This window comes from Kribbella sp. (assembly GCF_035655035.1).
Classification (GTDB): domain Bacteria; phylum Actinomycetota; class Actinomycetes; order Propionibacteriales; family Kribbellaceae; genus Kribbella.
This window is the reverse complement of record NZ_DASRVN010000150.1, coordinates 1-19,803: the sequence shown is the minus strand read 5'-3', so window position 1 is coordinate 19,803 and position 19,803 is coordinate 1. Positions and strand designations below refer to the sequence as shown.

At 70.1% G+C, this 19,803-nt stretch carries 24 protein-coding genes; 8 read left to right on the top strand and 16 right to left on the bottom strand.

Translation table 11 applies throughout. From position 1 onward, the window contains the following. Positions 1 to 1,877: DUF222 domain-containing protein (locus VFF46_RS08680; protein ID WP_325036519.1), on the top strand; the 1,877-nt coding region annotated here is incomplete at its 5' end. 230 nt (positions 1,878 to 2,107) lie between these two features. On the opposite strand, the gene VFF46_RS08675 is transcribed toward VFF46_RS08680, so the two are convergent. Genes VFF46_RS08675 through VFF46_RS08635 form a run of 9 tightly spaced genes read right to left on the bottom strand, consistent with a single transcriptional unit; the run spans position 2,108 to position 8,141 of the window. After that, positions 2,108 to 2,773: an alpha/beta hydrolase family protein gene (locus VFF46_RS08675; RefSeq protein ID WP_325036518.1), complete on the bottom strand. Its 666-nt coding sequence runs from the start codon at positions 2,771 to 2,773 to the stop codon at positions 2,108 to 2,110. A gap of 9 nt (positions 2,774 to 2,782) precedes the next feature. Then, positions 2,783 to 3,082: a DUF4288 domain-containing protein gene (locus VFF46_RS08670; protein ID WP_325036517.1), complete on the bottom strand. Its 300-nt coding sequence runs from the start codon at positions 3,080 to 3,082 to the stop codon at positions 2,783 to 2,785. 21 nt (positions 3,083 to 3,103) lie between these two features. Continuing rightward, on the bottom strand, positions 3,104 to 3,535 hold the full coding sequence (locus VFF46_RS08665) for a MarR family winged helix-turn-helix transcriptional regulator (RefSeq protein WP_325036516.1): 432 nt from the start codon (positions 3,533 to 3,535) through the stop codon (positions 3,104 to 3,106). After that, positions 3,528 to 3,728, bottom strand: coding sequence for a hypothetical protein (locus tag VFF46_RS08660; RefSeq protein ID WP_325036515.1), 201 nt, complete (start codon positions 3,726 to 3,728; stop codon positions 3,528 to 3,530). Before VFF46_RS08660 ends, VFF46_RS08665 begins: the two co-directional genes overlap by 8 nt. Next, positions 3,725 to 3,901: a hypothetical protein gene (locus VFF46_RS08655; protein ID WP_325036514.1), complete on the bottom strand. Its 177-nt coding sequence runs from the start codon at positions 3,899 to 3,901 to the stop codon at positions 3,725 to 3,727. The genes VFF46_RS08660 and VFF46_RS08655 overlap by 4 nt, the downstream gene beginning before the upstream one ends. A gap of 24 nt (positions 3,902 to 3,925) precedes the next feature. After that, entirely contained in the window at positions 3,926 to 4,903 is a 978-nt protein-coding gene (locus VFF46_RS08650) for a ribose-phosphate diphosphokinase (protein ID WP_325036513.1), read from the bottom strand. A 37-nt stretch (positions 4,904 to 4,940) separates the two neighbouring features. After that, positions 4,941 to 5,963: a GntG family PLP-dependent aldolase gene (locus VFF46_RS08645; protein WP_325036512.1), complete on the bottom strand. Its 1,023-nt coding sequence runs from the start codon at positions 5,961 to 5,963 to the stop codon at positions 4,941 to 4,943. Then, positions 5,960 to 7,333, bottom strand: a complete 1,374-nt coding sequence (locus VFF46_RS08640) for a class II 3-deoxy-7-phosphoheptulonate synthase (RefSeq protein ID WP_325036511.1) — start codon at positions 7,331 to 7,333, stop codon at positions 5,960 to 5,962. Before VFF46_RS08640 ends, VFF46_RS08645 begins: the two co-directional genes overlap by 4 nt. Before the next feature lie 43 nt (positions 7,334 to 7,376). Next, positions 7,377 to 8,141 (bottom strand): lysophospholipid acyltransferase family protein, encoded by a 765-nt coding sequence (locus tag VFF46_RS08635; protein ID WP_325036510.1) that lies wholly within the window; start codon positions 8,139 to 8,141, stop codon positions 7,377 to 7,379. Positions 8,142 to 8,384: 243 nt separating this feature from the next. Here VFF46_RS08635 and VFF46_RS08630 point away from each other — a divergent pair, with 243 nt between their 5' ends. Genes VFF46_RS08630 through VFF46_RS08615 form a run of 4 tightly spaced genes read left to right on the top strand, consistent with a single transcriptional unit; the run spans position 8,385 to position 11,600 of the window. Beyond that, the gene (locus tag VFF46_RS08630; RefSeq protein WP_325036509.1) at positions 8,385 to 9,155 is read left to right on the top strand and encodes an alpha/beta hydrolase; all 771 of its coding nucleotides are present in this window, start codon (positions 8,385 to 8,387) and stop codon (positions 9,153 to 9,155) included. Then, a complete protein-coding gene (locus tag VFF46_RS08625; protein WP_325036508.1) occupies positions 9,148 to 9,858 on the top strand; it encodes a hypothetical protein in 711 nt (236 codons plus the stop codon). Before VFF46_RS08630 ends, VFF46_RS08625 begins: the two co-directional genes overlap by 8 nt. Positions 9,859 to 9,910: 52 nt before the next feature. Further along, a complete protein-coding gene (locus VFF46_RS08620) occupies positions 9,911 to 11,143 on the top strand; it encodes a TIGR00300 family protein (RefSeq protein ID WP_325036507.1) in 1,233 nt (410 codons plus the stop codon). A gap of 25 nt (positions 11,144 to 11,168) precedes the next feature. Next, positions 11,169 to 11,600, top strand: coding sequence for a YybH family protein (locus tag VFF46_RS08615; protein ID WP_325036506.1), 432 nt, complete (start codon positions 11,169 to 11,171; stop codon positions 11,598 to 11,600). Here the strand turns inward: VFF46_RS08615 and VFF46_RS08610 are convergent, their stop codons facing one another. Continuing rightward, entirely contained in the window at positions 11,601 to 12,551 is a 951-nt protein-coding gene (locus tag VFF46_RS08610) for a hypothetical protein (RefSeq protein ID WP_325036505.1), read from the bottom strand. Positions 12,552 to 12,638: 87 nt separating this feature from the next. On the opposite strand from VFF46_RS08610, the gene VFF46_RS08605 reads away from it, so the two are divergent. Continuing rightward, entirely contained in the window at positions 12,639 to 13,391 is a 753-nt protein-coding gene (locus VFF46_RS08605) for an enoyl-CoA hydratase family protein (protein ID WP_325036504.1), read from the top strand. Between the two features lie 40 nt (positions 13,392 to 13,431). Then, a complete protein-coding gene (locus tag VFF46_RS08600) occupies positions 13,432 to 14,175 on the top strand; it encodes a hypothetical protein (protein ID WP_325036503.1) in 744 nt (247 codons plus the stop codon). 27 nt (positions 14,176 to 14,202) lie between these two features. Here the strand turns inward: VFF46_RS08600 and VFF46_RS08595 are convergent, their stop codons facing one another. The 6 genes from VFF46_RS08595 to VFF46_RS08570 are packed head-to-tail and all read right to left on the bottom strand — an operon-like array spanning position 14,203 to position 18,939. After that, the gene (locus VFF46_RS08595; RefSeq protein ID WP_325036502.1) at positions 14,203 to 15,330 is read right to left on the bottom strand and encodes an ROK family glucokinase; all 1,128 of its coding nucleotides are present in this window, start codon (positions 15,328 to 15,330) and stop codon (positions 14,203 to 14,205) included. 57 nt (positions 15,331 to 15,387) lie between these two features. Then, positions 15,388 to 16,332, bottom strand: coding sequence for an ROK family glucokinase (locus tag VFF46_RS08590; protein ID WP_325036501.1), 945 nt, complete (start codon positions 16,330 to 16,332; stop codon positions 15,388 to 15,390). Then, positions 16,323 to 16,718 (bottom strand): hypothetical protein, encoded by a 396-nt coding sequence (locus VFF46_RS08585; RefSeq protein ID WP_325036500.1) that lies wholly within the window; start codon positions 16,716 to 16,718, stop codon positions 16,323 to 16,325. Before VFF46_RS08585 ends, VFF46_RS08590 begins: the two co-directional genes overlap by 10 nt. Next, positions 16,715 to 18,031, bottom strand: a complete 1,317-nt coding sequence (locus tag VFF46_RS08580) for an ArsA family ATPase (protein WP_325036499.1) — start codon at positions 18,029 to 18,031, stop codon at positions 16,715 to 16,717. The genes VFF46_RS08585 and VFF46_RS08580 overlap by 4 nt, the downstream gene beginning before the upstream one ends. Positions 18,032 to 18,035: 4 nt before the next feature. After that, on the bottom strand, positions 18,036 to 18,467 hold the full coding sequence (locus VFF46_RS08575) for an SRPBCC family protein (protein WP_131342091.1): 432 nt from the start codon (positions 18,465 to 18,467) through the stop codon (positions 18,036 to 18,038). Positions 18,468 to 18,471: 4 nt separating this feature from the next. Further along, positions 18,472 to 18,939, bottom strand: a complete 468-nt coding sequence (locus VFF46_RS08570) for a hypothetical protein (protein WP_325036497.1) — start codon at positions 18,937 to 18,939, stop codon at positions 18,472 to 18,474. 105 nt (positions 18,940 to 19,044) lie between these two features. Between VFF46_RS08570 and VFF46_RS08565 the strand changes: the two genes are divergently transcribed. Continuing rightward, on the top strand, positions 19,045 to 19,803 hold a 759-nt coding region (locus VFF46_RS08565), incomplete at its 3' end, for an AMP-binding protein (protein WP_325036496.1).

Below are 19,803 nucleotides of genomic sequence, written 5' to 3'. Positions count from 1 at the left end.
GTTCTTCGACACCAGCGCAGTCGACAGGCCCGAGCATCATCAACCCCACCGACCCCGCCGAACTGTCACCACAAAGACGGCCGGAACCGTCACCGATGTCCCGATCAAAAACTGTTACCGATGTCCTGAGAGATGACAACGTCTCCACCGCGGACCTGCTCGCCGTGGCTGCCGAGTACGCCCACGATCAAGAACATGCCGCCGTCGGCATCCTGCGCACCACCCTGGCCTTCGCCGACCGCAACGCCGTCATCGACTGGCCCGGCCGCGATCCCCTGCCCGGTTACGAACGCCTCCGCGTGTACGGCGGCGAAGGCTGCCCCGGCGTCGCCGAATTCGCCCCCATCGAGCTCGGCGCCGTCCTCGGCATCTCCTCCGGCGCCGCCGCCTCCCTGCTCGGCGAAGCCCTCGCCCTGCGCCACCGCCTCCCCCGGACCTGGGCCGCCGTCCTGTCCGGAAACGCTGTCGCCTGGCGCGCCCGCAAAATCGCCCACGCCTGCCTCACCCTGTCCATCGAAGCCGCCGCGATCGTCGACCGCCGCGTCGCCGGCATCATCAACACCCTCACCCCCGGCCGCCTCAAACAAATCGTCACCGCCGCCACCTGGCAAGCCGACCCCGAACAAGCCCGAGCCCACGCCGAACACGCCGCCAAGACCCGCGGCGTGTTCATCGCCCAATCCGACCCCGACGACGACCACGGCACCAAACGCATCTGGATCCGCGCCGCCACCGGCGACGTCATCCGCTTCGACGCCACCATCGACGACCTCGCCTGCGCCCTCAAAACCCTCGGCGACACCGACACCCACGACCAACGCCGCGCCAAAGCCCTCGGCTGGATCGCCGACCCCACCGCCGCCCACAACCTCCTCCAAGCAGCCCGCCACCTAGCCCCGACCCACAACCAGCAACCCACCCACCAACCAGGCGTCAACCAGGCAGATGCCCGTCCACCAAGCAACTCGGACGCCCGCCAACCAGACACGGAGCCAGCAGCCGCTCATCAAGCAGACGTGGACCAGGCAGACGTGGACCAGGCAGGCCGCACGTGCACGCGCAACACCTCTACCCCGCACGCCCGCTTCACCGCCCGGACGGACCGGGTGATCCCCGGGAACCATTCCGATCGCGTAGACCAAGCCGACCCAGTGGATCCAGCCGTCCCGACCAACCCGACAGCGGCGACTACGCTCCGGACCCACGACGGCGAGGACTCGGATGACGTCGACGGCGCTGGTGCGACAACCGAGGATGCATTCACCCGGCTCGCACTGGCGGAGACTCTGCAGGCGCGGCTCGCCTCGATCAAGCACGATGCCTACAGCAACGGCCGCGGCGGAGGCTACAAATCCCGGCAACACACGCTGTACGTGCACCTCACCGACCAAACCCTTGCCACCGGCAACGGCATACTCCGGGTCGAAGAACTCGGCCCGCTCCTCGCAAACCAACTAGGCGAACTACTCGGCCACGACCGAGTCATCGTCAAACCCGTCATCGACCTGCACGACCAGGTCAGCGTCCACAGCTACGAGATCCCCGACCGGATCCGCGAACGAGTACGGCTCCGCCACCCCGTCGACATGTTCCCCTACGGCGCAGCCGAAGCAACACCCCGCATGGACCAGGACCACATCACCCCGTACGACCGAACCGGCCCACCCGGCCAAACCAGCATCGCCAACCTCATACCGCAAAGCCGACTCCACCACCGCGCCAAGACTTTCGGCGGCTGGAGGAACCGCCGCCTGCCCACAGGAGCGATCGAATGGACCAGCCCCCACGGATTCCGCTTCCACGTCGACCACACCGGCACCCGCCAACTCCCACCCCGCCGCCCGAACCCCCGCAAACCACCCCACCACCGACCGTGAACAGCACCTCTCACTCACTCCCCGGCAGCCACTCCAGCGCCCCACGCAAGACAAGGAGGACAGCAGCAAGTCACCACGCCGTTCGAGCTCCCGGTCGAGGCGCCTCGGAGGCACCGTGCACCAAGAAGGGCGTCAAGCTGCGCGGTCTGGGAGTCGTGCGCGTCATCTCCTCCACGGCAGAGCCGGGCGGTCCGGGCGCGCGGCGTACGGACTGTGTTGACCCGGCGACGTCAGGCAGGCGGCAGGGAGTCCAGCAGAGCGGCGAGGCGTTCCGGGGCGCGGCGGGCGATGTTGTGGCCGACCGGGATCTCGTGGACCTGCCAGGTCGGGTCGTTGCGGAGGCGTTCGGTGAGTTCCAGGAACGGGGTACCGGGCCAGTCGCCGCCGCTGATGAAGGTGCGGGTGGGCCACGGGTTCCCGGTCAGCTTGATCGACTGGACGAAGCTCGCGAACGGGTGCGGGCGGGCGCGGGGGTCGAGGCCGTCGGGTACGGCGACCCAGCGGCCGTCGGCGCGGGCGCCTTCGATGAACTGCTCACGGAAGATGTCGCTGGTGAGGGACCAGCAGGAGTCGCCGTCGTTCGGTACGTACGCGTCGATGAAGACCACGTGATCGAGCCGGTCCCCGAGGCGGTCCGCCACACCGGCGATCACCAGGCCGGCGTAACTGTGCCCGCACAATGCGATCGGCGTACCGTCCCGCTGCTCGACGATCGCGGCGACCTGCGCGATGTGTACGTCGAGATTCGGCGGCCGGTCTCTATCCGTGGGCCCGTCCAGCTCCAGCCCCGCCAACGTCACCGCCTCGACCTGATGGGCGCGCCCGCGCAGCTCGTCGGCCACCGAGTCGAAGACCCATCCGCCCTGCCAACCACCCGGCACCATCACGAGGTCCACCGCGTCATCCTATGCAGCCCCAGGCTTACGCCTGCTGTCGCGCATCAAGGAGAACACCTCGGCGCCGCCGCCCGGCACGTCCGCGAGATGGTACGTCTGCGCGAATCCGAGGTACGCCTCCGGAGAGCCTGCCGTCGTCGACGCGTAGTCGCGGGCATCGCGTTCGGCGCGCTCGACGGCGTGGTCGAACGAATCGGCGCGCCACAGCGTGATGCGCTCCTCGTACGTCGCGCCTGCGGATCCCGGCTGGGGCTCGAATCGGATGATGCACCGCACCGCGTACCAGTCGGCATCGTCTTGATCAGCCATGGCCGGTAGTTTGCCAGTGGCTCATTGGCTGAGCGCGCGGAGTACCTCCATCAGGGCCTTGCTGTCCGGGACGGTTTTGAAGAAGGTTTTGTCGGCTTCTTCTACGAGTTCGACTGCGCGTTGGGCGAGGGCTGCTCCTGTGCGGGTGACGTTCACGCGGATCGCGCGGGAGTCGGTGGGGTCGGGGGTCCGGGTCAGGAAGCCCTTTGTTGTCAGGGTTCTGAGGACCTGGGAGGTCATCATCGGGTCGGTGTTGGCGTGGTCGGCGATGCGGCGTTGGGTTGGGGATTCGCCGGCGACGTGGTTGAGCCACCAGGTGCTGGCGAGGAGCACGAACTGTACGTGCGTGAGGCCCAGCGGTTTCAGGGTCAGCGTCATCTGGCGCTGCCAGCTGAGGGTTGCGCGCCAGAGCAGCAGCCCGGGACTCTCGGCTGGTTCGAGTGCTTCAGCCACCGAGCTCCTCCGCGCGGGCGCCGAGCGCTGCGATCACTTCGCGGAAGTCCGACGAGACGGCAGCGCCGACCTCGGCGGCGGCGTCATCAGGTCCGTGAGCTTCACAGCGGTAGGTGATCTCGGTGCCGTCGGCAACAGGTGTCAGCTCGTGACGGACGCGTACGACGACGCCCGCGTCCGGTACTTCGGTCACATCCTCGAAGCCTTGCCCGGCTCCACCCACGCGAACGTGAACGGAAGCACCGTCGAGTCCGGCAGCACCATCACCGCTTCCGTACCCGCCGCGAACGGACCGTGCATCTCGATCCGGGCAACCCCTGCGTTCCACTCAGCCCACTTCTCCGGCTCGGCCAGCACCTCGAACACCCGCTCCGGACTCGCCGGACCTGGCTAGAAGGGGAGTTTGGGTTGGGGTGGGGCGTGGGTGGGGTCTACGCCGTCGAAGAGGCTGCTGACGGATTCGCCGTCGTGGATGCGTTTGATGGCTTGGGCGAAGAGGCCGGAGACCGAGGTGGTTTGGAGTTCGGGGAAGCCGGTGGGGCGGGGGACGGTGTCGGTGCTGATGACCTCGGTGATGGACGGGTGCGACCGGAGGCGTTCGACGGCGGGGCCGGCGAAGAGGCCGTGGGTGCAGGCGACGGCGGCGGCGGTGCAGCCGTGGTCCTTGAGGCGGTCGAGGAGTTCGATGATGGAGCCGCCGGTGGCGATCTCGTCGTCGAGGATGATCGCGCGGCGGCCGGCGACCTCGCCGACGATGGCGTCGATGACCACCCGGTCGTCGGCGAGGCGTTGCTTGCTGCCGGCGGCGACCGGTACGCCGAGCAGCCGGGCGAACTGGGTCGCGGTCTTGGCGTTGCCGAGGTCGGGGCTGACGACGACCGTGTCGGACAGGTCGCGGCCGCGGAAGTGGTCGGCGAGCACGCCGATGGCGGTCAGGTGGTCGACCGGGACCGAGAAGAACCCGTGCACCTGCGGTGCGTGCAGCGCCATCGTCAGCACGCGGTTGGCGCCCGCCGTGGTCAGCATGTCGGCGACCAGCCGGCCGCCGATCGAGATCCGGGAGGCGTCCTTCTTGTCGGACCGTGCGTACGCGTAGTGCGGGATGACGGCCGTGATCTGCGCCGCGGACGCGCCGCGGGCGGCGTCGATCATCAGCAGCAGCTCCATCAGGTGCTCCTGCGTCGGCGGGACCAGCGGTTGCACGATGTACACGTCTCGTTGCCGGCAGTTCGTCTGCAGTTGTACCTGCAGGCAGTCGTTGCTGAAACGATGGATCTCGACCGGTGAGAGCGGTACGCCGAGATCACTACAGATCTGCTCCGCCAACTCGGTGTGGGCACTTCCGCTGAACACGACGATCTCTCGCACGGCTCTCCCCGAATGCTGCGACCCGAACAGCTGAACCCTAACCGATCAGTCGCGCCAGCTTTTCCGCGGCCGTCCGGCAGTCCTCCGCCGACGCGTCGAGGTGCGTGACGATCCGCAGCTGCGTCGCCCCGACTCCCCCGACGAGTACGCCGGCATCTCGGGCCGCGGCGACGATCGAAGGGACGGTGTGACCGGTGCCGGCCAGGTCCGCGACGACGATGTTGGTCTCGACCTGGTCGGGCTTCACCGAGCCGGGCGCCGCATCCGCCAGGACGTTCGCGATCGCCCGGGCGTTCGCGTGGTCTTCGGCCAGCCGCTCGACGTTGTGCTCCACGGCGTACAGACCGGCAGCCGCCAGTACGCCGGCCTGCCGCCAGCCGGCACCGAGCCGCTTCCGCCAGATCCGCGCCTCGCGGATCAGGTCGGCCGACCCGACGAGTACCGAGCCGACCGGGGCGCCGAGGCCCTTCGACAGGCAGACGCTCGCGGCGGCCGCCCGCGAAGCGAAGGAACCCACGGTACGGCCGGTCGCGACGGCGGCGTTCCAGAGCCGCGCGCCGTCGAGGTGCAGCGGAAGCCCGCGCGCGTCCAGCTCGTCCGCCAGCGCGTCGTACCCGTGCTGGATCGACCCGCCGCCGAAGTTGTGCGTGTTCTCGACCGAGACGGCCGACGTGATCACGAAGTACGGGCCGAGGTCGGGTGCGATCAGGGCGCGGATCTGGTCGAGGTCGATCTGCCCGGCCGGAGCGCTCCAGGTCCGTGTCGTGACGCCACCAAGAGCAGCGTGCGACCCGAGCTCGGCGCGGACGATGTGCGCGCTCGACTCGCACAGCACCTCGCCGCCGCGCGGGACCAGCGCCTGTACGCCGAGCAGGTTCGCGAGCGATCCGGTGACGGTGAACAGCCCCGCCTCGTGCCCGAGCAGACCGGCCACGTGCTCCTCGAGGGCGATCACGGTCGGGTCCTCGCGGTACACGTCGTCGCCGACCGTGGCCGACGTCATCGCGGCCAGCATGTCCGCGGACGGACGGGTGACGGTGTCGGATCGCAGGTCGATCATGCTTGCGCCCCCCGCAGCCGCTCGGCGACCAGGAACGCGAGCTCCAGCGACTGGTGCCGGTTGAGCCGCGGGTCGCAGGCCGTCTCGTACCGGTTCACGAGGTCCTCCGCGACCAGCTCCTCGCCGCCGCCGAGGCACTCCGTGACGTCGTCGCCGGTGAGCTCCATGTGGACGCCGCCCGGCCAGGTCCCGACCTGCTCGTGCGCGTCGAAGAAGCCCTGTACTTCGTCCATCACGTCGTCGAAGTTCCGGGTCTTGTACCCGTTGGGGGTCTCGTAGGTGTTCCCGTGCATCGGGTCGCACACCCAGGCGATCGGCGAGCCGTGGTCGCGGACCGCCTCGAGCAGCGGCGGCAGCGCGGAGCGGATCTTGCCCGCGCCCATCCGGGTGATGAAGGTCAGCCGCCCCTCGATGCCCTTCGGGTTCAGCTTGTCGATCAGCGCCCGGATGTACTCCGGGGTCGTCGTCGGGCCGATCTTGACGCCGAGCGGGTTCGACAGCGAGGCCAGGAACTCGACGTGCGCGCCGTCCAGCTGCCGGGTCCGCTCCCCCACCCAGAGCAGGTGGCCGGACACGTCGTACGGCTGCTCGGTGCGCGAGTCGATCCGGGTCAGGGCGTGTTCGTACTCGAGGATCAGCGCCTCGTGGGACGCGTAGAAGTCGACCGTCCGGAACTCGTCGGACGTGGCGCCGCAGGCCCGCATGAACGCGAGGGCGCGCTCGATCTCGGAGGCCAGCTGCTCGTAGCGGCGGCCGACCGGGGACGACTTCACGAAGTCGGTGTTCCAGGCGTGCACCTGGTGCAGGTCGGCGTACCCGCCGGTGGTGAACGCGCGGGTCAGGTTCAGCGTCGCGGCGGCCGCGTTGTACACGCCACGCAAACGCGCGGGATCCGGGATCCGGGACTCCGGAGTGAAGTCGAAGCCGTTCACGGCGTCGCCGCGGTACGACGGCAGCGTCACGCCGTCCCGGGTCTCCTCGCCGGACGACCGCGGCTTCGCGTACTGCCCCGCGATCCGGCCGATCTTCACCACCGGGACACTGGCCGCGTACTGCAGCACGACGGACATCTGCAGCAGCACCCGGAGCTTGGCCCGGATGTTCTCCGCGGTCACGCCCGCGAACGTCTCGGCGCAGTCGCCGCCCTGCAGGATGAACGCCTCGCCCCGGGCGACCGCCCCGATCTTCGTGGTCAGGTCGTCGCACTCACCGGCGAACACCAGCGGCGGCAGCGTCCGGAGCTCGGCGATCACCTGCTCCAGGGCCGTGGCGTCCGGCCACTCCGGCTGCTGCAGCGGCTTCAGAGCCCGCAGCTCGTCCAGCGTGGGAACCCCCGGCACCTGCCCCGTCGTCAACGTCGCGAATTGCATGTGCCCAACTCTAGGCGACCGGCCCGAACCGCCGGTGACCGTCTCAGCTCGCCTTGGTGTCGCCGAGGCGCACGTGGTCGTCGATCGACTCGCCGGCCTTGAGCAGTTCCTTGGCCTTGTCGGCGTACATGTCGACGTACTCCTGGCCGGACAGGCCCATCAGCGCGTACATGATCTCGTCGGTGACCGAGCGCAGTACGAAGCGGTCGCGCTCCATGCCCTCGTACCGGGAGAAGTCCATCGGCGCGCCGAACGCGACGCCCGGGCGGACCAGGCGCGGCAGCAGCCGGCCCTTCTCGCGGTGGAACAGCGTCGGCTTCATCCGGCCGGCGGGCTGCAGCTTCTCGGTGTCGATCATCGCCACCGGGATCACCGGTACGCCGGCCACGATCGCCATCCGGGCGACACCGGTCTTGCCCTTGTACAGCCGGCCGTCGGGCGAGCGGGTGCCCTCCGGGTAGATGCCGAACAGGCCGCCCTGCTCGAGGATCCCCAGGCCGGTGTTCAGCGCCGCCAGCGAGGCGCGGCCGCCGGAGCGGTCGATCGGGATCTGGCCGACCGAGCGGAAGAACGTGGCGACCAGCTTGCCCTTCAGGCCGGGGCCGGTGAAGTACTCCGACTTGGCCGGGAAGACGATCTGCCGCGGCACCGAGACCGGCAGGAAGATCGAGTCACAGAACGCCAGGTGGTTGCTGACCAGCAGCGCCGGGCCCTCCGCCGGGACGTGCTCCAGCCCGGTCACCCGCGGCCGGAACAGCAGCTTGACCAGTGGCGCGACAAAGAACCGTCTCAGGAACAGATACAGCATCCGCCTCGACCTCCGTCAACTCGCCCGACACACATCTACCCAGACACGACAACCGCGGCGCGTCAACCGTTCCGGTGCGGACACTACGTTCCAGCTTCCCCCTCAGGCAATGTCACCGCCAGGAATGCGGGTGTTGCTCACCGTGTTGTCACCTGGATGCAGACTGGACGCAGCCAAGATGCGACCATTGTCACGCGTGCCTGAGGCGCGTTTGTGAGGACCGTGAACGGCGAGGAGTCGAGCGTGCCAGTGCAAGCCCACGCGGAGGAGTTTCGCAGTCCCGGGACCGGGGACAAGGCCGCCGTCGGCGTGCTGCTCAGTCACGGGTTCACCGGCTCGCCGCGCTCGATGCGCCCGTTCGGCGAGCACCTGGCCGCCGCCGGGTACGGCGTGGCGGTGCCGCGGCTGCCCGGTCACGGGACCAGCTGGCCGGAGATGAACAGGACCACCTGGCAGGACTGGTACGCCGTCCTCGACAACGAGCTCGAGCGGCTCCGCAAGGAGCACGACCAGGTGTTCGTGATCGGCCTGTCGATGGGCGGCTGTCTCACCCTGCGGCTGGCCGAGGAGCACGGTACGGACATTTCCGGTCTGGTCCTGGTGAACCCGTCGGTGCAGACCGACGACAAGCGGCTGGCGCTGCTCCCGGTGCTGGCCCGGGTGCTGCCGTCGTTCCCCGGCATCTCGAACGACATCAAGAAGCCCGGCGTCGACGAAGGCGCGTACGACCGGATGCCGCTGCGCGCGCTGCTCTCGCTGTCGCAGCTGTGGAAGGTCACCCGCGCGGACCTGGCGAAGATCACGCAGCCGGTGCTGTTGTTCCGCAGTACTGTCGATCATGTGGTGGAGCCGAGCTCGGGGCGGACGATCCTGTCCTCGATCTCGTCCCGCGATGTGACCGAGACCCTGCTCGAGGACAGCTATCACGTGGCAACCCTGGACAACGACGCACAGCGGATCTTCGCGGACTCCGCGGCTTTCATCGGCCGCTTGAGCGGTCGAGACGATGCGTGACAACGGACTGACCGCGACGTCGTACACGTCGCTCGGCGGCATCGACCCGTTGGTCGCCGAGCCCGTGCTGGACGCCCTCAAGGCGGCCGGGATCGCGGCGTACTGCGAGAACCAGAGCGAGGCGCTGAGTGAGGTCGTGGCGCCCGAGGAGGCCGAGGAGCCGGTCCGGATACCGGTCGGGTACGACGAGCTGTTCGTCGACGCCGAGGCGGTGGAACGGGCCCGCCCGGTGATCGACCGCAGTACCGAGGACGCCGAGTGGAGATCGCTCGTCGAGCAGTTCAACCAGCCGTCGGCGCCCGGCCACGACGGCGGCGAGGACCCGGTGCCGCGGTGGCCGGTCAGCGAGGACGTCGACGACAAGTACGAGCCGCTGATCGACGTACCGACCGGGCTGACGATCCAGGACGACGTACCCGAGCCGGACGAGGAGCCGGTCAAGAAGGCCGACGACGCGCACGAGCACTTCGTCCCGCCGGAGCCGCCGCGCGGCCCCCGGCTGGACTGGGTCAGCCGCGCTGCCTGGCTCGGCCTGCTCGGCGGCCCGCTGCTGCTGATCGCGGCCGCGGTCTTCGACTTCGGCACCGGGCGGATCACCACCCTCGCGGTGGTCGGATTCATCGGCGGCTTCCTCACACTGGTCCTCCGGATGAAGGACCGGCTGCCGCCCGGCGACGGCGGCGACGACGGAGCGGTCGTCTGAGTTAGAGTGCGGATCGTCGGACAATCCGACGACATCGCCTTGGGAGGTACCCGTGCCACAGGTCACCGAGACCGTCGAGATCACCGGCCACCTGATGGACTCCGGGCTGCTGTCCCGCGTCCTCGACGACATCCGCGGGTACGGCGGCGAGTACACGCTGGACAAGTTCGACCTCGGGTACGACAAGGACGACCCGTCGACCGTCCGGATGACCGTCGGCGCGGAGGACGAGGAGTCGCTGCAGCGGCTGCTGATGCGGATCCAGACCAAGGGCGCGAACCTGGTCGACCCCGGTACGCCGGAGATCACCGAGGTCACCCAGGACGGGGTGTTCCCGGACGGGTTCTACTCGACGACGAACCTGCCGACCCGGGTCCGGCTCGGCGGTCACTGGGTCGACGTACGGAACCCGGAGATGGACTGCGGCCTGCTCGTCGAAGGTGATTCGGTCCGGACTATCCCGATGTCGGACGTGCGCGCCGGTATGAGGATCATCACCAGCGCGCAGGGTGTGCGGGTGATTCCCCCGATCGTGGTGAACACCGACGAGGGCTTCGGCTTCATGGAGTCCGACGTGTCCTCGGAGAAGCCGCAGCGGGTGCTGGTCAAGCAGGTCGCCGACGGCATGCGCGAGGCGAAGGCGAACGGGCAGAAGGTGCTCTGGGTCGGCGGCCCCGGCATCGTGCACACCGGCGCCGCCCCGGCGATGGTCGCGATCGTCGAGGCCGGGTACGTCGACGTCCTGTTCGCCGGCAACGCGCTCGCGACGCACGACATCGAGTCGTCGCTGTACGGGACGTCGCTGGGTGTCGACCTGGCCCGCGGGCGCGGCGTCGAGCACGGGCACGAGCACCACATCCGGGCGATCAACACGATCCGCAAGGCCGGGTCGATCGCGGCGGCGGTCGAGCAGGGCGTACTCACCTCCGGCGTCATGCACGCGCTGGTCCGGCAGGGCAGGTCGTTCGTGCTGGTCGGGTCGGTGCGCGACGACGGGCCGCTGCCGGACGTCTACACCGACGTACTCGAGGGTCAGCGGGCGATGCGGGCCGAGCTGGACGGCGTCGGGTACTGCCTGATGGCCGCGACCATGCTGCACTCGGTTGCCACCGGCAACATCCTGCCGGCGTCGATCCCGCTGACCTGCGTGGACATCAACCCGGCGACCGTGACCAAGCTCGCCGACCGCGGTTCGTCGCAGGCCCGCGGGATCGTCACCGACGTCGGGCTGTTCATCGAGCACCTGGCGCGCGAGCTGTCGCCGGAGTACGCGGCCGGGAAGTGACCCCGGAGGCGTACAGGCTGGGGGCATGGCTGGGAGGATGACCGAGGACTTCGCAACGTTCCTGCGCCGCTTCGAGGAGGCCAACAGCGCGTTCGTGAACGGCGACCCGTCGCTGTGGCTGCCGTTGGTGTCGCGCAGCGAACACACGTCGATCTTCGGCGGGTTCGGCGGCCAGGAGGTCGGCTGGTCCGACATCGGGCCGCGCTACGAGTGGGCGTCGGCCCAGTTCCACGACACCGGGAATCCGGTCGAGTTCGAGTACCTGGACACGCACGTCGGCGCGGACACGGCGTACACGGTCGCGATCGAACGCTGCACGGTCCACCACGTCACCCAGCCGGCACCGGTGGCGCATGTGCTCCGCGCCACGATGATCTTCCGCGTCGAGAACGGCGAGTGGAAGATCACCCACCGCCACGCCGACCCCCTCAACCCGAAGTCGGCACCGCCCGCCTGATCAGCGGGTGTTCGGATTGCGGGCCTGCCGCGCCTCGCTCCGCAGGCCGGCGCGACCGGGCGGCGTCTCGCCCCGCGCACCGGTCCGGCCGGCCGGGTCGATGCGGGCGCCCTCGCCGGTGACGCGGAGCGGGCCGCGATCCAGACCGACGGACGCAGCGTGCTGCTGCCGGACGTTGTCCCGCAGCGCGGTCGCGAAGTTCCCGACCGCCGCCGCCTTCTGCTCGGGCGTGGACTCGATCGGCACGGTGTGCTGCGGCAACTGGTGATTGGCGACGACTACCTTGCCATACAGGCCGCCGGGCTCGATGAAGTCGTACCCGGTGTCGGGGATCACCACCAGGTTCTGGTGCTCCGCCGGGCCGGTCTGCCCGGCCTGGCACCGTAAGCCTTCTCGGTACTCGAACGGCCGCGCGCCGTTCGCCCGTTCGGACTCGCTCGCCTTGCCGACCGCGTCGAGGATGTCCAGCCCGCTGGTCAGCCGGCCGAGGTCGACGGTCTGCTTGGCCGCCGCCTCGTCGAGGACGATCGCGCTCACCACCGGGCCGCGGGCCAGATCCGCCTCGTCGGCCAGCAGGCGGCAGCGATCACCCAGGTCGGCGCCGTATTCCTGCAGCGACTGCACAACGGTCTCGATGTTCGCGTCGTGCCCCGGGCTGAAGGTCGGGATCGGGCCGGGGACCGGGTGGCTGACGATCACCACCTGCTGGTAGGACGCGTCCGGTTCGAGGTACGGCGTCCCGCGGTCGGCGATCACGACCGCCGGGCGTTCCGGGTGCCGTGACCCCCGCCCGACGCCGTGCCGCCAGCCGTCGTCGAACCCCTTCACCTCGTGGAACTCGTCGCCGGCCTCCTCGGCGAGCACCCGCACTGCCGCGATCACCTGCTCGCCGGTGACCTCGCGGCCGAACTTCACCGTGAGCTTGGCGTCTCTGGGATCGATGTCGAACATGCGGACTCCTCGCTGGACCGGCGGGTGCAGCCGGATTCTAGTGAACCGAGGGGTTCGTCCGGCGGGCGTTGGGTGTTGGATGGGCTCATGACCGAACTCGTACAGCTGGCGGTGGACGGCGGTGTCGCGACGATCACGCTGGACTCGCCGCACAACAAGAACGCGTTGTCGCAGCAGTTGACCGGTGAGTTGCTCGCGCACCTGGAGACTGCCGGTGCGGACGATGCGGTGCGGGTGATCGTGGTTCGGTCGGCGCTGGACGTGTTCTGTTCCGGGGCCGACCTGTCCGAGGCGACGACGGTCGGGATGGGGGTCGGCGCGCAGCGGATGGTGGACGTACAGCGGGCGATCGTCGCGAACCCGAAGCCGGTGGTGGCGCGGGTCGCCGGGGCGGTACGGGCGGGCGGGATCGGCATCGTGGCGGCGGCCGACATCAGCGTCGCGGGCGAGAGCGCGACGTTCGCGCTGACCGAGGTACGGCTGGGCCTCGCGGCGGCGACGATCTCGCTGACCGTACTCCCCCGGCTGACCGACCGCGCCGCGGCGTACACGTTCCTGACCGGCAACGGCTTCGACGCCCTGGAAGCCTCGCGCCTCGGTCTCCTCACCCTGACCGTCCCCGACCCGGACCTCGACGAGGCAGTCGCCACGGTCCTCACCTCACTGCTGAAGGGCGCCCCCCAGGGCCTCCGCGAAACCAAGAAACTCCTCAACCGCACCCTCCTCGCCGACATAGACGCCCGAGGCAAAGACCTGGCCGACCTCTCCGCCTCCCTCTTCGCCTCCCCCGCCGCCCAAGAAGCCATGCTCACCTTCCTCAACCGCCGCAAGCAGAACTAATCCGTTTGCCGCTAAGCCAGGCGGCTGTTGGACTGGCCGTATGCCGCAGCTCACAGCCGCCCAGCTGACCCAGTTCCGCGACCAGGGGTACGTCGTCGTGCCCGGGGTGCTGAACGACGCACAGGTTGCCGCCGGTCGGCGTGTCGTCGCGGCGATGCTCGAGCGGGAGCCGCCGGAGGGTGTCGGAGTGCATTTCCTGTGGCCAAAGCTCGACGACGGCCACCCGCTGCTGGAGCTGTACCGCGCGGCGGGGGTTGGGGAGGTCGCGGGGCAGTTGGTGCGGGGGGAGCTCGGGCTGGTGGAGCCGGATCAGGTTCAGGTCGCGATCACGATTCCGCCGTGGCCGCATGTGCCGGGTGGGCCGCATGTGGACGGGATCACGCCGTGTCTTGAGGACGGTACGCCGGGGACGTTCACGGTGCTCGCCGGCCTGTGGCTCACGCCGCACGAGGACGTTGACCGCGGCAACCTTTACGTCTGGCCTGGCACCCACCTCGGGTTCGGCGCGTACCTCGCCGAGCACGGCGCCGACGCCCTGCCCAGGCTTGCCGAGCGACCCGAAGGCCCGTACCCCGACATCCCGCTGGGCGACCCGATCCAGGTCACCGGCCTGGCCGGCAGCGTCCTGTTCGCGCACTACCTGCTCGCGCACAACATCGGCGGCCACTTCGGCGCCGCCGGCGACGTACGCCGGGAAACCCTGTACTACCGCCTGCGGACCAGCGACCACCGGGCGCGCTGGCGCGAGGTGGTCACGGAGCCGTTGGTGGAGTTCAGGAGCTGAGGGCTACCAGTAGTGGCAGGCCGTCGGTCATGCGTCGGGGTCGCCGTTCACGTCCGCGTGGTGCAGGTCGGCGTCCGCGCGCATTCCGGTACGCCGGGCCGCGGACTTGCGGGCCGCCCGCTCCAGCCGGGTCGAGCGGGCCGCCGCCGTCTTCGCCGTGACGGCCGTGGTCTTCACCCGGACCCGGCGCAACCAGGTGGCCTCCTCGCGCGCGAGGTCGGCCGCGCCGACCATGCCGGCCTCCGGGCCGAGCACCGCGCGCACGATCCGCGCCTCGGGCCGGAACCCACGACCGGTCAGCGTCCGCTTGAACGCCTCCCGGGCCGGCGTCAGCAGCAGCTCGCCCGCATCGGACACGCCGCCGCCGATCACGAACGTCCCGGGGTCGAGCGCGGCGGCCAGGTTCGCGAGGCCGATGCCGAGCCAGCGGCCGACGTCCTCGAGCAGCTCGACCGCGACCGGGTCGCCGTCCTTGGCCAGCTCGGTCACCATCGGCCCGTTGATCTTCCGCGGGTCGCCACCAGCGGCCCGCAGCAGGTTGTGTGCCACCGGCGAACCGGACAGCGCCAGCTCCCGCGCCTCGCGGGTGAGCGCGTTGCCGGACGCGTACTGCTCCCAGCAGCCGCGGTTCCCGCACTCGCACCGGTGGCCGCCGGGCACGATCTGCATGTGCCCGAACTCGCCCGCGATGCCGAACTTCCCGCGCTGCAAGGCGCCGTCGTTCAGGATCGCGCCGCCGATGCCGGTGCCGAGCGTGACGCACACCAGGTGGCTCTCGCCCTGCCCGCCGCCGAACCGCCACTCCGACCAGGCGGCCGCGTTGGCGTCGTTCTCGACCACGACCGGTACGCCGAGCCGGCGCTCGACCGCGTCCCGCAGCGGCTCGTGCCGCCAGGCGAGGTGCGGCGCGAACAGCACCGACGACCGGGTCCCGTCGACGAACCCGGCCGCGCCGATACCGACCGCGATCACGTCGTGCCGGGATTCCAGGTCGAGGACGATGTCCGCGATCGCGTCCTCGGTCTCCTTCGGATCCGTGGTCGGGGTGTCCCGGCGCAGCCGGTCGAGGATGTTGCCCTCCGGGTCGACCACCCCGGCGGCCACCTTGGTGCCGCCGATGTCGATGCCGATCGTCAAAGCCTGCGTCAGCGCCACAGCACGCCTTTCGTCGCGGTAACCCCCGCGGGACCAGTATCCCAGGTCATTCCCAGCTCACTGCCGGGCCAGGTCGGCCGCGCCGATCAGGCCCGCGTCGTTGCCGAGCTCGGCGAGCCCGAAGACCGCGTGCGGGCGGTTCGCCTTGGCCGGCAGCACCTTCTCGAACGCCTCGTGCGCGGACTTCATCAGCAGGTCCTTCGCCGCGCTGACGCCACCGCCGACCACGATCAGCGAAGGGTCGAACATGGTCGCCAGGCTCGCGATGCCCTCGCCGAGCCAGCGGCCGAGGTCCTCGAGCAGCTCGACCGCGCACGGGTCGCCCTGCAGCGCGGCCACGGTGATCATCGGCCCGGTCAGCTCCGCCGGGTCGGTGATCCCGCAGACGCTCAGCATCTGCGCCGCGCCGAGCGACCCCGACTCCGCACGGGCCCGGCCCTCCCGGACCAGCGCCGTACCGGACGCGTACTGCTCCAGGCAGCCGCGGGCGCCGCAGCCGCAGCGGTGGCCGCCGGGGACGACGCGCATGTGGCCGAGCTCGGCCGCGACACCGTGGGCGCCGCGGAGCAGGCGTCCGTCGATCACCACGCCGCCGCCGATGCCGGTGCCGACCGTGATGCAGATCATGTGCTCGGCGTCCTTCGCGGCGCCGAACGCGAACTCGCCCCAGGCGGCCGCGTTCGCGTCGTTCTCGACCACGACCGGGACCTTCAGCGTCTTCGCGACGCGCGCGCCGAGCGGCTCGTTCCGCCAGGCCAGGTTCGGCGCGAACAGGACGGTCGAGCGGTCCGACGACACGAAGCCGGCCGCGCCGATCCCGACTGCCTCGACCTCGTGACCGCCGATCAGTTCGGCAGCCGCCTCGCAGATCGCCGCGGCGGTCGCGTCGACCGAGTTCGCCGGGGTGTCGCGGTGCGTGCGGGCGACGATCGCGCCCTGCTCGTCGACCACGCCGGCGGCGATCTTCGTACCGCCGACATCGATGCCGATCGTCAGTCCCATGGTTCGGGGTCCTCACTCACGTCGATCCGGTCCACCCGGGGCCGGGCCGATTCCTCGTCGGGTGCCGGCGAGGACCGCGACGCTGCGTCCTCCCGGGCCTGCCGGGCCGCGTCCGCGGCGGCCTCCAGCAGCGATCTCAGCGAGCCCAGGACGTGTGCCGCCGCGGTCGACAGCTGCTCGATCGTCTCGGGGCTGGTGTTCCGGACCCGGTGGATCAGCTGACACACCGGGCACCAGACACAGTCCGGCCCGAGCTTGTGCTCATGTTCGTGCTCGTCGTGCTGCTCATGGTGCGCCTCGTCGGATGGCGCGTCCGAGGCTGCGTTCTGCAGTACGGCGAACAGCTTCGCGGCCTCTTCCGCGACCGAGCCGACCGGTTCCTTCACCGGCCCTCCCCGATCGCCGCTTCCCGTCGCGCCAGCTGCTCGTGGTACTCCGCCGTCAGTCCCTGCGCCAGCTCCTGCGCGGACTCCAGCGGCCCGGAGCCACTCGGCACCTCGGGAACCGCCGGCCGGGCCGCTTCCTTCGGCGCGAACCGCACCTGCAGCCGCCCCTCGTCCAGCCGGGCGCCCGCGACCACACCGCGCGCCAGCGCGGCCGGCAGCGGCAGGACCCGCCGGTACGACCCGACGGTGATGATCAGCTCGTCCCCGTGCCGCGCCAGCTCGAGCTCGTCGGCCGATGCCAGCGGCAACGGCATCGTCAGCGTGTACGTCCGGCCGTCGGTGTCGATGTGCCGGTCCACCCACAGCGACGTGTCGTCGGTGGCCCGCGAGAACGGGTCGTCCCCGCCGTACATCTCGACCGCGAACGCGGCCAGTTCCTCGACGCCGACCGGTTCGCAGACCCGGTACGGCGACTCCCAGATCGGCAGCGGCCGGAACGAGTCCGCGACCTCCTCGAGGATGCCCCGCTGCGCGGCGACCCACTGCCGGCGCCAGGTGTCCGCGCCGGCCGCCGGGAACACCCGGTTCGCGACCACGCCGTCCACGCGGTACCCGTACAGCGAAAGCCTGGTCAGCGACCGGCGCGCCTCCGCGACCACGACGGCCTCCGGGGTCAGCACCAGCCGCACCGACGCGTCCGGACCGGCCAGCAGCGTGCGGATGTCGGACAGGTCGCCCTGCAGCTTGCGCAACGCGTCGAACACGTTGTCGTCCGGCACGGGCAGCCCTGTCCCGCGGCTCAGGAACGGCCGGAACGTCCGCATCATCTTGCGTTCGGCGTTGAAGATCCGGTCCATGTACCAGTTCAGGGCCTCGGGCAGCGCGAGCAGCCGGAGCGTCTCCGCGGTCGGCGCGCAGTCCACCACGATCACGTCCCAGCGCCCGGACCGGACGTGGTCGCGCACCTCGAGCAGCGCGAGCACCTCCTCGGCGCCCGGCAGCACGGTCAGCTCCTCGGACTCGATCGGGTCCATGCCGACCATGTGCAGCACCGAGCGCAGGTACGTCTGGATGTCGCCCCACGACTGCTCGAACTTGCGCTGCGTGTCGATCTGCTGGACGAACAGCAGGTCGTCGATCTCGGTCGGCTCCGGGCCGACCTCGGAGTCGAAGGCGTCCGACAGCGAGTGCGAGGCGTCCGTCGACAGCACCAGCGTCCGCAGCCCGCGCAGCGCGGCGAGCGTCGCCGTACCGGCAGCGGAGGTCGTCTTGCCTACGCCGCCCTTACCTGTGTAAAGCAGTACCCGGGTCACTGGCCTACGACTCGACGCGCTTCTTGAGGCCCTTCAGGGCGGTGTCGATGATGACCTTCTCGGCCTTCCGCTTGAGCATGCCGATCATCGGGATCGCCACGTCGACGGCGAGCCGGTACGTCACCTCGGTCCCCTCGGCTCCCAGATCCTTCAGGACGTACGCGCCGTCCATCCCCTTGACCATCTTCGCCTCGACCAGCGTCCAGGTCACCTCGTTGCGGGACCAGACGTAGGCCAGCGTGTACTCGTCGGAGATCGCGCCCGCGTCGACCTTGAAGCGCACCTTGTTCGGCCGGCCGGCCTCGTCGGTGGACAGCACCTCGGTCTCCCGCATCGAGTCGGCCCACTCCGGGTACGCCGCGAAGTCCGCGATCACCGCCATGATTTCCTTGGGGGTGGCGTTCACCTGGATGGTCGAGGTGGTCTGTTCCGCCATCGATTCACCTCTTGCCTTCGCTGGGACCGGTGCTGCGTGCGACTGCCGGACCCCCCGATGGATCCGCGTCCTCCCCGGAGACTATCGCGGGATCGGATCCGGTACGGCGTTCGCCCGCCGCGCGGCCTGCCTCGACCTCGTCCTTGAACCGCCACAGCCGCTGCCGGTACGCCGCGACGTACCGCTCCTTGAGCCGCTCGGCCGCCCGGCCGCGGACGGGTCTCGCCGGGTCGACGCGCAGGAACCAGTGCACGACGACGCCGTCGCGTACCGCCTCCAGCCACCACTCCGCCGTACCGGTCGCCGCGCCCGTGACGGACCAGCGCACGCCCTCGACGCCGCGGCGCTCGGACGGGGTCAGCGTGAGGTCCGGCCACCACTCGCGCCAGAGGGTGTCCGAACCGAGCCGCTCGGCGACGTAGGCTGGATCAGCAACGACCAGGTCGTCGCAACTGATGTCGAGCTGTGGCATGGCTGAAACCTAGTTCCGTGGGTCACATAAATCTGGCTACTTACGGGTAGGTGACTGTAGCGTGCGCCGGAAGTCGACAATTCGTGACCGACTGAGGAGACGCGGATGCGTGAGTACACCGTTCCTGCTGTGACAGAACCGCCCAGCGGGAGCCTGAGCGACCCGGTGTGGGCGAACGCGTCCTCTCATCCTGACACCGCCGTGTTCAGCCGCCGGACCGGTGCCACCTGGACCGACGTCACCGCCGCCGAGTTCGCGCAGCAGGTGACCGGTGTGGCGAAGGGCCTGATGGCGGCCGGGGTGAAGCCCGGCGAGCGGGTCGCGCTGCTCAGCCCGACGCGGTACGAGTGGACCCTGATCGACTACGCGATCTGGAGCATCGGCGCGGTCACGGTGCCGATCTACGAGACCTCCTCCCCTTCGCAGATCCAGTGGATCCTGACCGACTCCGAGGCGGTCGTCGCGATCGTCGAGAACGCGACCCACGGCGCGGTCGTGGACTCCGCGCGGGCCGAGGCGCCGGCGCTGCAGGAGGTCTGGCAGATCGAGGGCGGCGCCGTCGACCAACTGACCGCCCTCGGGCAGGACGTCACCGACGCGGAGTTCGACAAGCGCCGTTCCGCGGTCACGCCGGACGACCTCGCGACGCTGATCTACACCTCCGGTACGACGGGACGCCCGAAGGGCTGCAAGATCAGCCACTCGAACTTCATGGACGAGCTAGGCCCGGCGGTGAAGATCCTCGACGGCCTCTTCGACACCACCGGCGCCAGCACGCTGCTCTTCCTGCCGCTGGCGCACGTGTTCGCCCGGATCATCCAGGTCGGCTGCGTGATGAAGCGGGTCAAGGTCGGGCACAGCGCC

Excerpts from the sequence above, each read along its gene's own strand:
- VFF46_RS08670 (WP_325036517.1), bottom strand. The coding sequence starts at position 3,082 with ATGGCTGATCAAGACGATGCCGACTGGTACGCGGTGCGGTGCATCATC.
- VFF46_RS08645 (WP_325036512.1), bottom strand. The coding sequence starts at position 5,963 with ATGATCGACCTGCGATCCGACACCGTCACCCGTCCGTCCGCGGACATG.
- VFF46_RS08640 (WP_325036511.1), bottom strand. The coding sequence starts at position 7,333 with ATGCAATTCGCGACGTTGACGACGGGGCAGGTGCCGGGGGTTCCCACG.
- VFF46_RS08635 (WP_325036510.1), bottom strand. The coding sequence starts at position 8,141 with ATGCTGTATCTGTTCCTGAGACGGTTCTTTGTCGCGCCACTGGTCAAG.
- VFF46_RS08625 (WP_325036508.1), top strand. The coding sequence starts at position 9,148 with ATGCGTGACAACGGACTGACCGCGACGTCGTACACGTCGCTCGGCGGC.
- VFF46_RS08615 (WP_325036506.1), top strand. The coding sequence starts at position 11,169 with ATGGCTGGGAGGATGACCGAGGACTTCGCAACGTTCCTGCGCCGCTTC.
- VFF46_RS08610 (WP_325036505.1), bottom strand. The coding sequence starts at position 12,551 with ATGTTCGACATCGATCCCAGAGACGCCAAGCTCACGGTGAAGTTCGGC.
- VFF46_RS08605 (WP_325036504.1), top strand. The coding sequence starts at position 12,639 with ATGACCGAACTCGTACAGCTGGCGGTGGACGGCGGTGTCGCGACGATC.
- VFF46_RS08600 (WP_325036503.1), top strand. The coding sequence starts at position 13,432 with ATGCCGCAGCTCACAGCCGCCCAGCTGACCCAGTTCCGCGACCAGGGG.
- VFF46_RS08590 (WP_325036501.1), bottom strand. The coding sequence starts at position 16,332 with ATGGGACTGACGATCGGCATCGATGTCGGCGGTACGAAGATCGCCGCC.
- VFF46_RS08575 (WP_131342091.1), bottom strand. The coding sequence starts at position 18,467 with ATGGCGGAACAGACCACCTCGACCATCCAGGTGAACGCCACCCCCAAG.
- VFF46_RS08570 (WP_325036497.1), bottom strand. The coding sequence starts at position 18,939 with ATGCCACAGCTCGACATCAGTTGCGACGACCTGGTCGTTGCTGATCCA.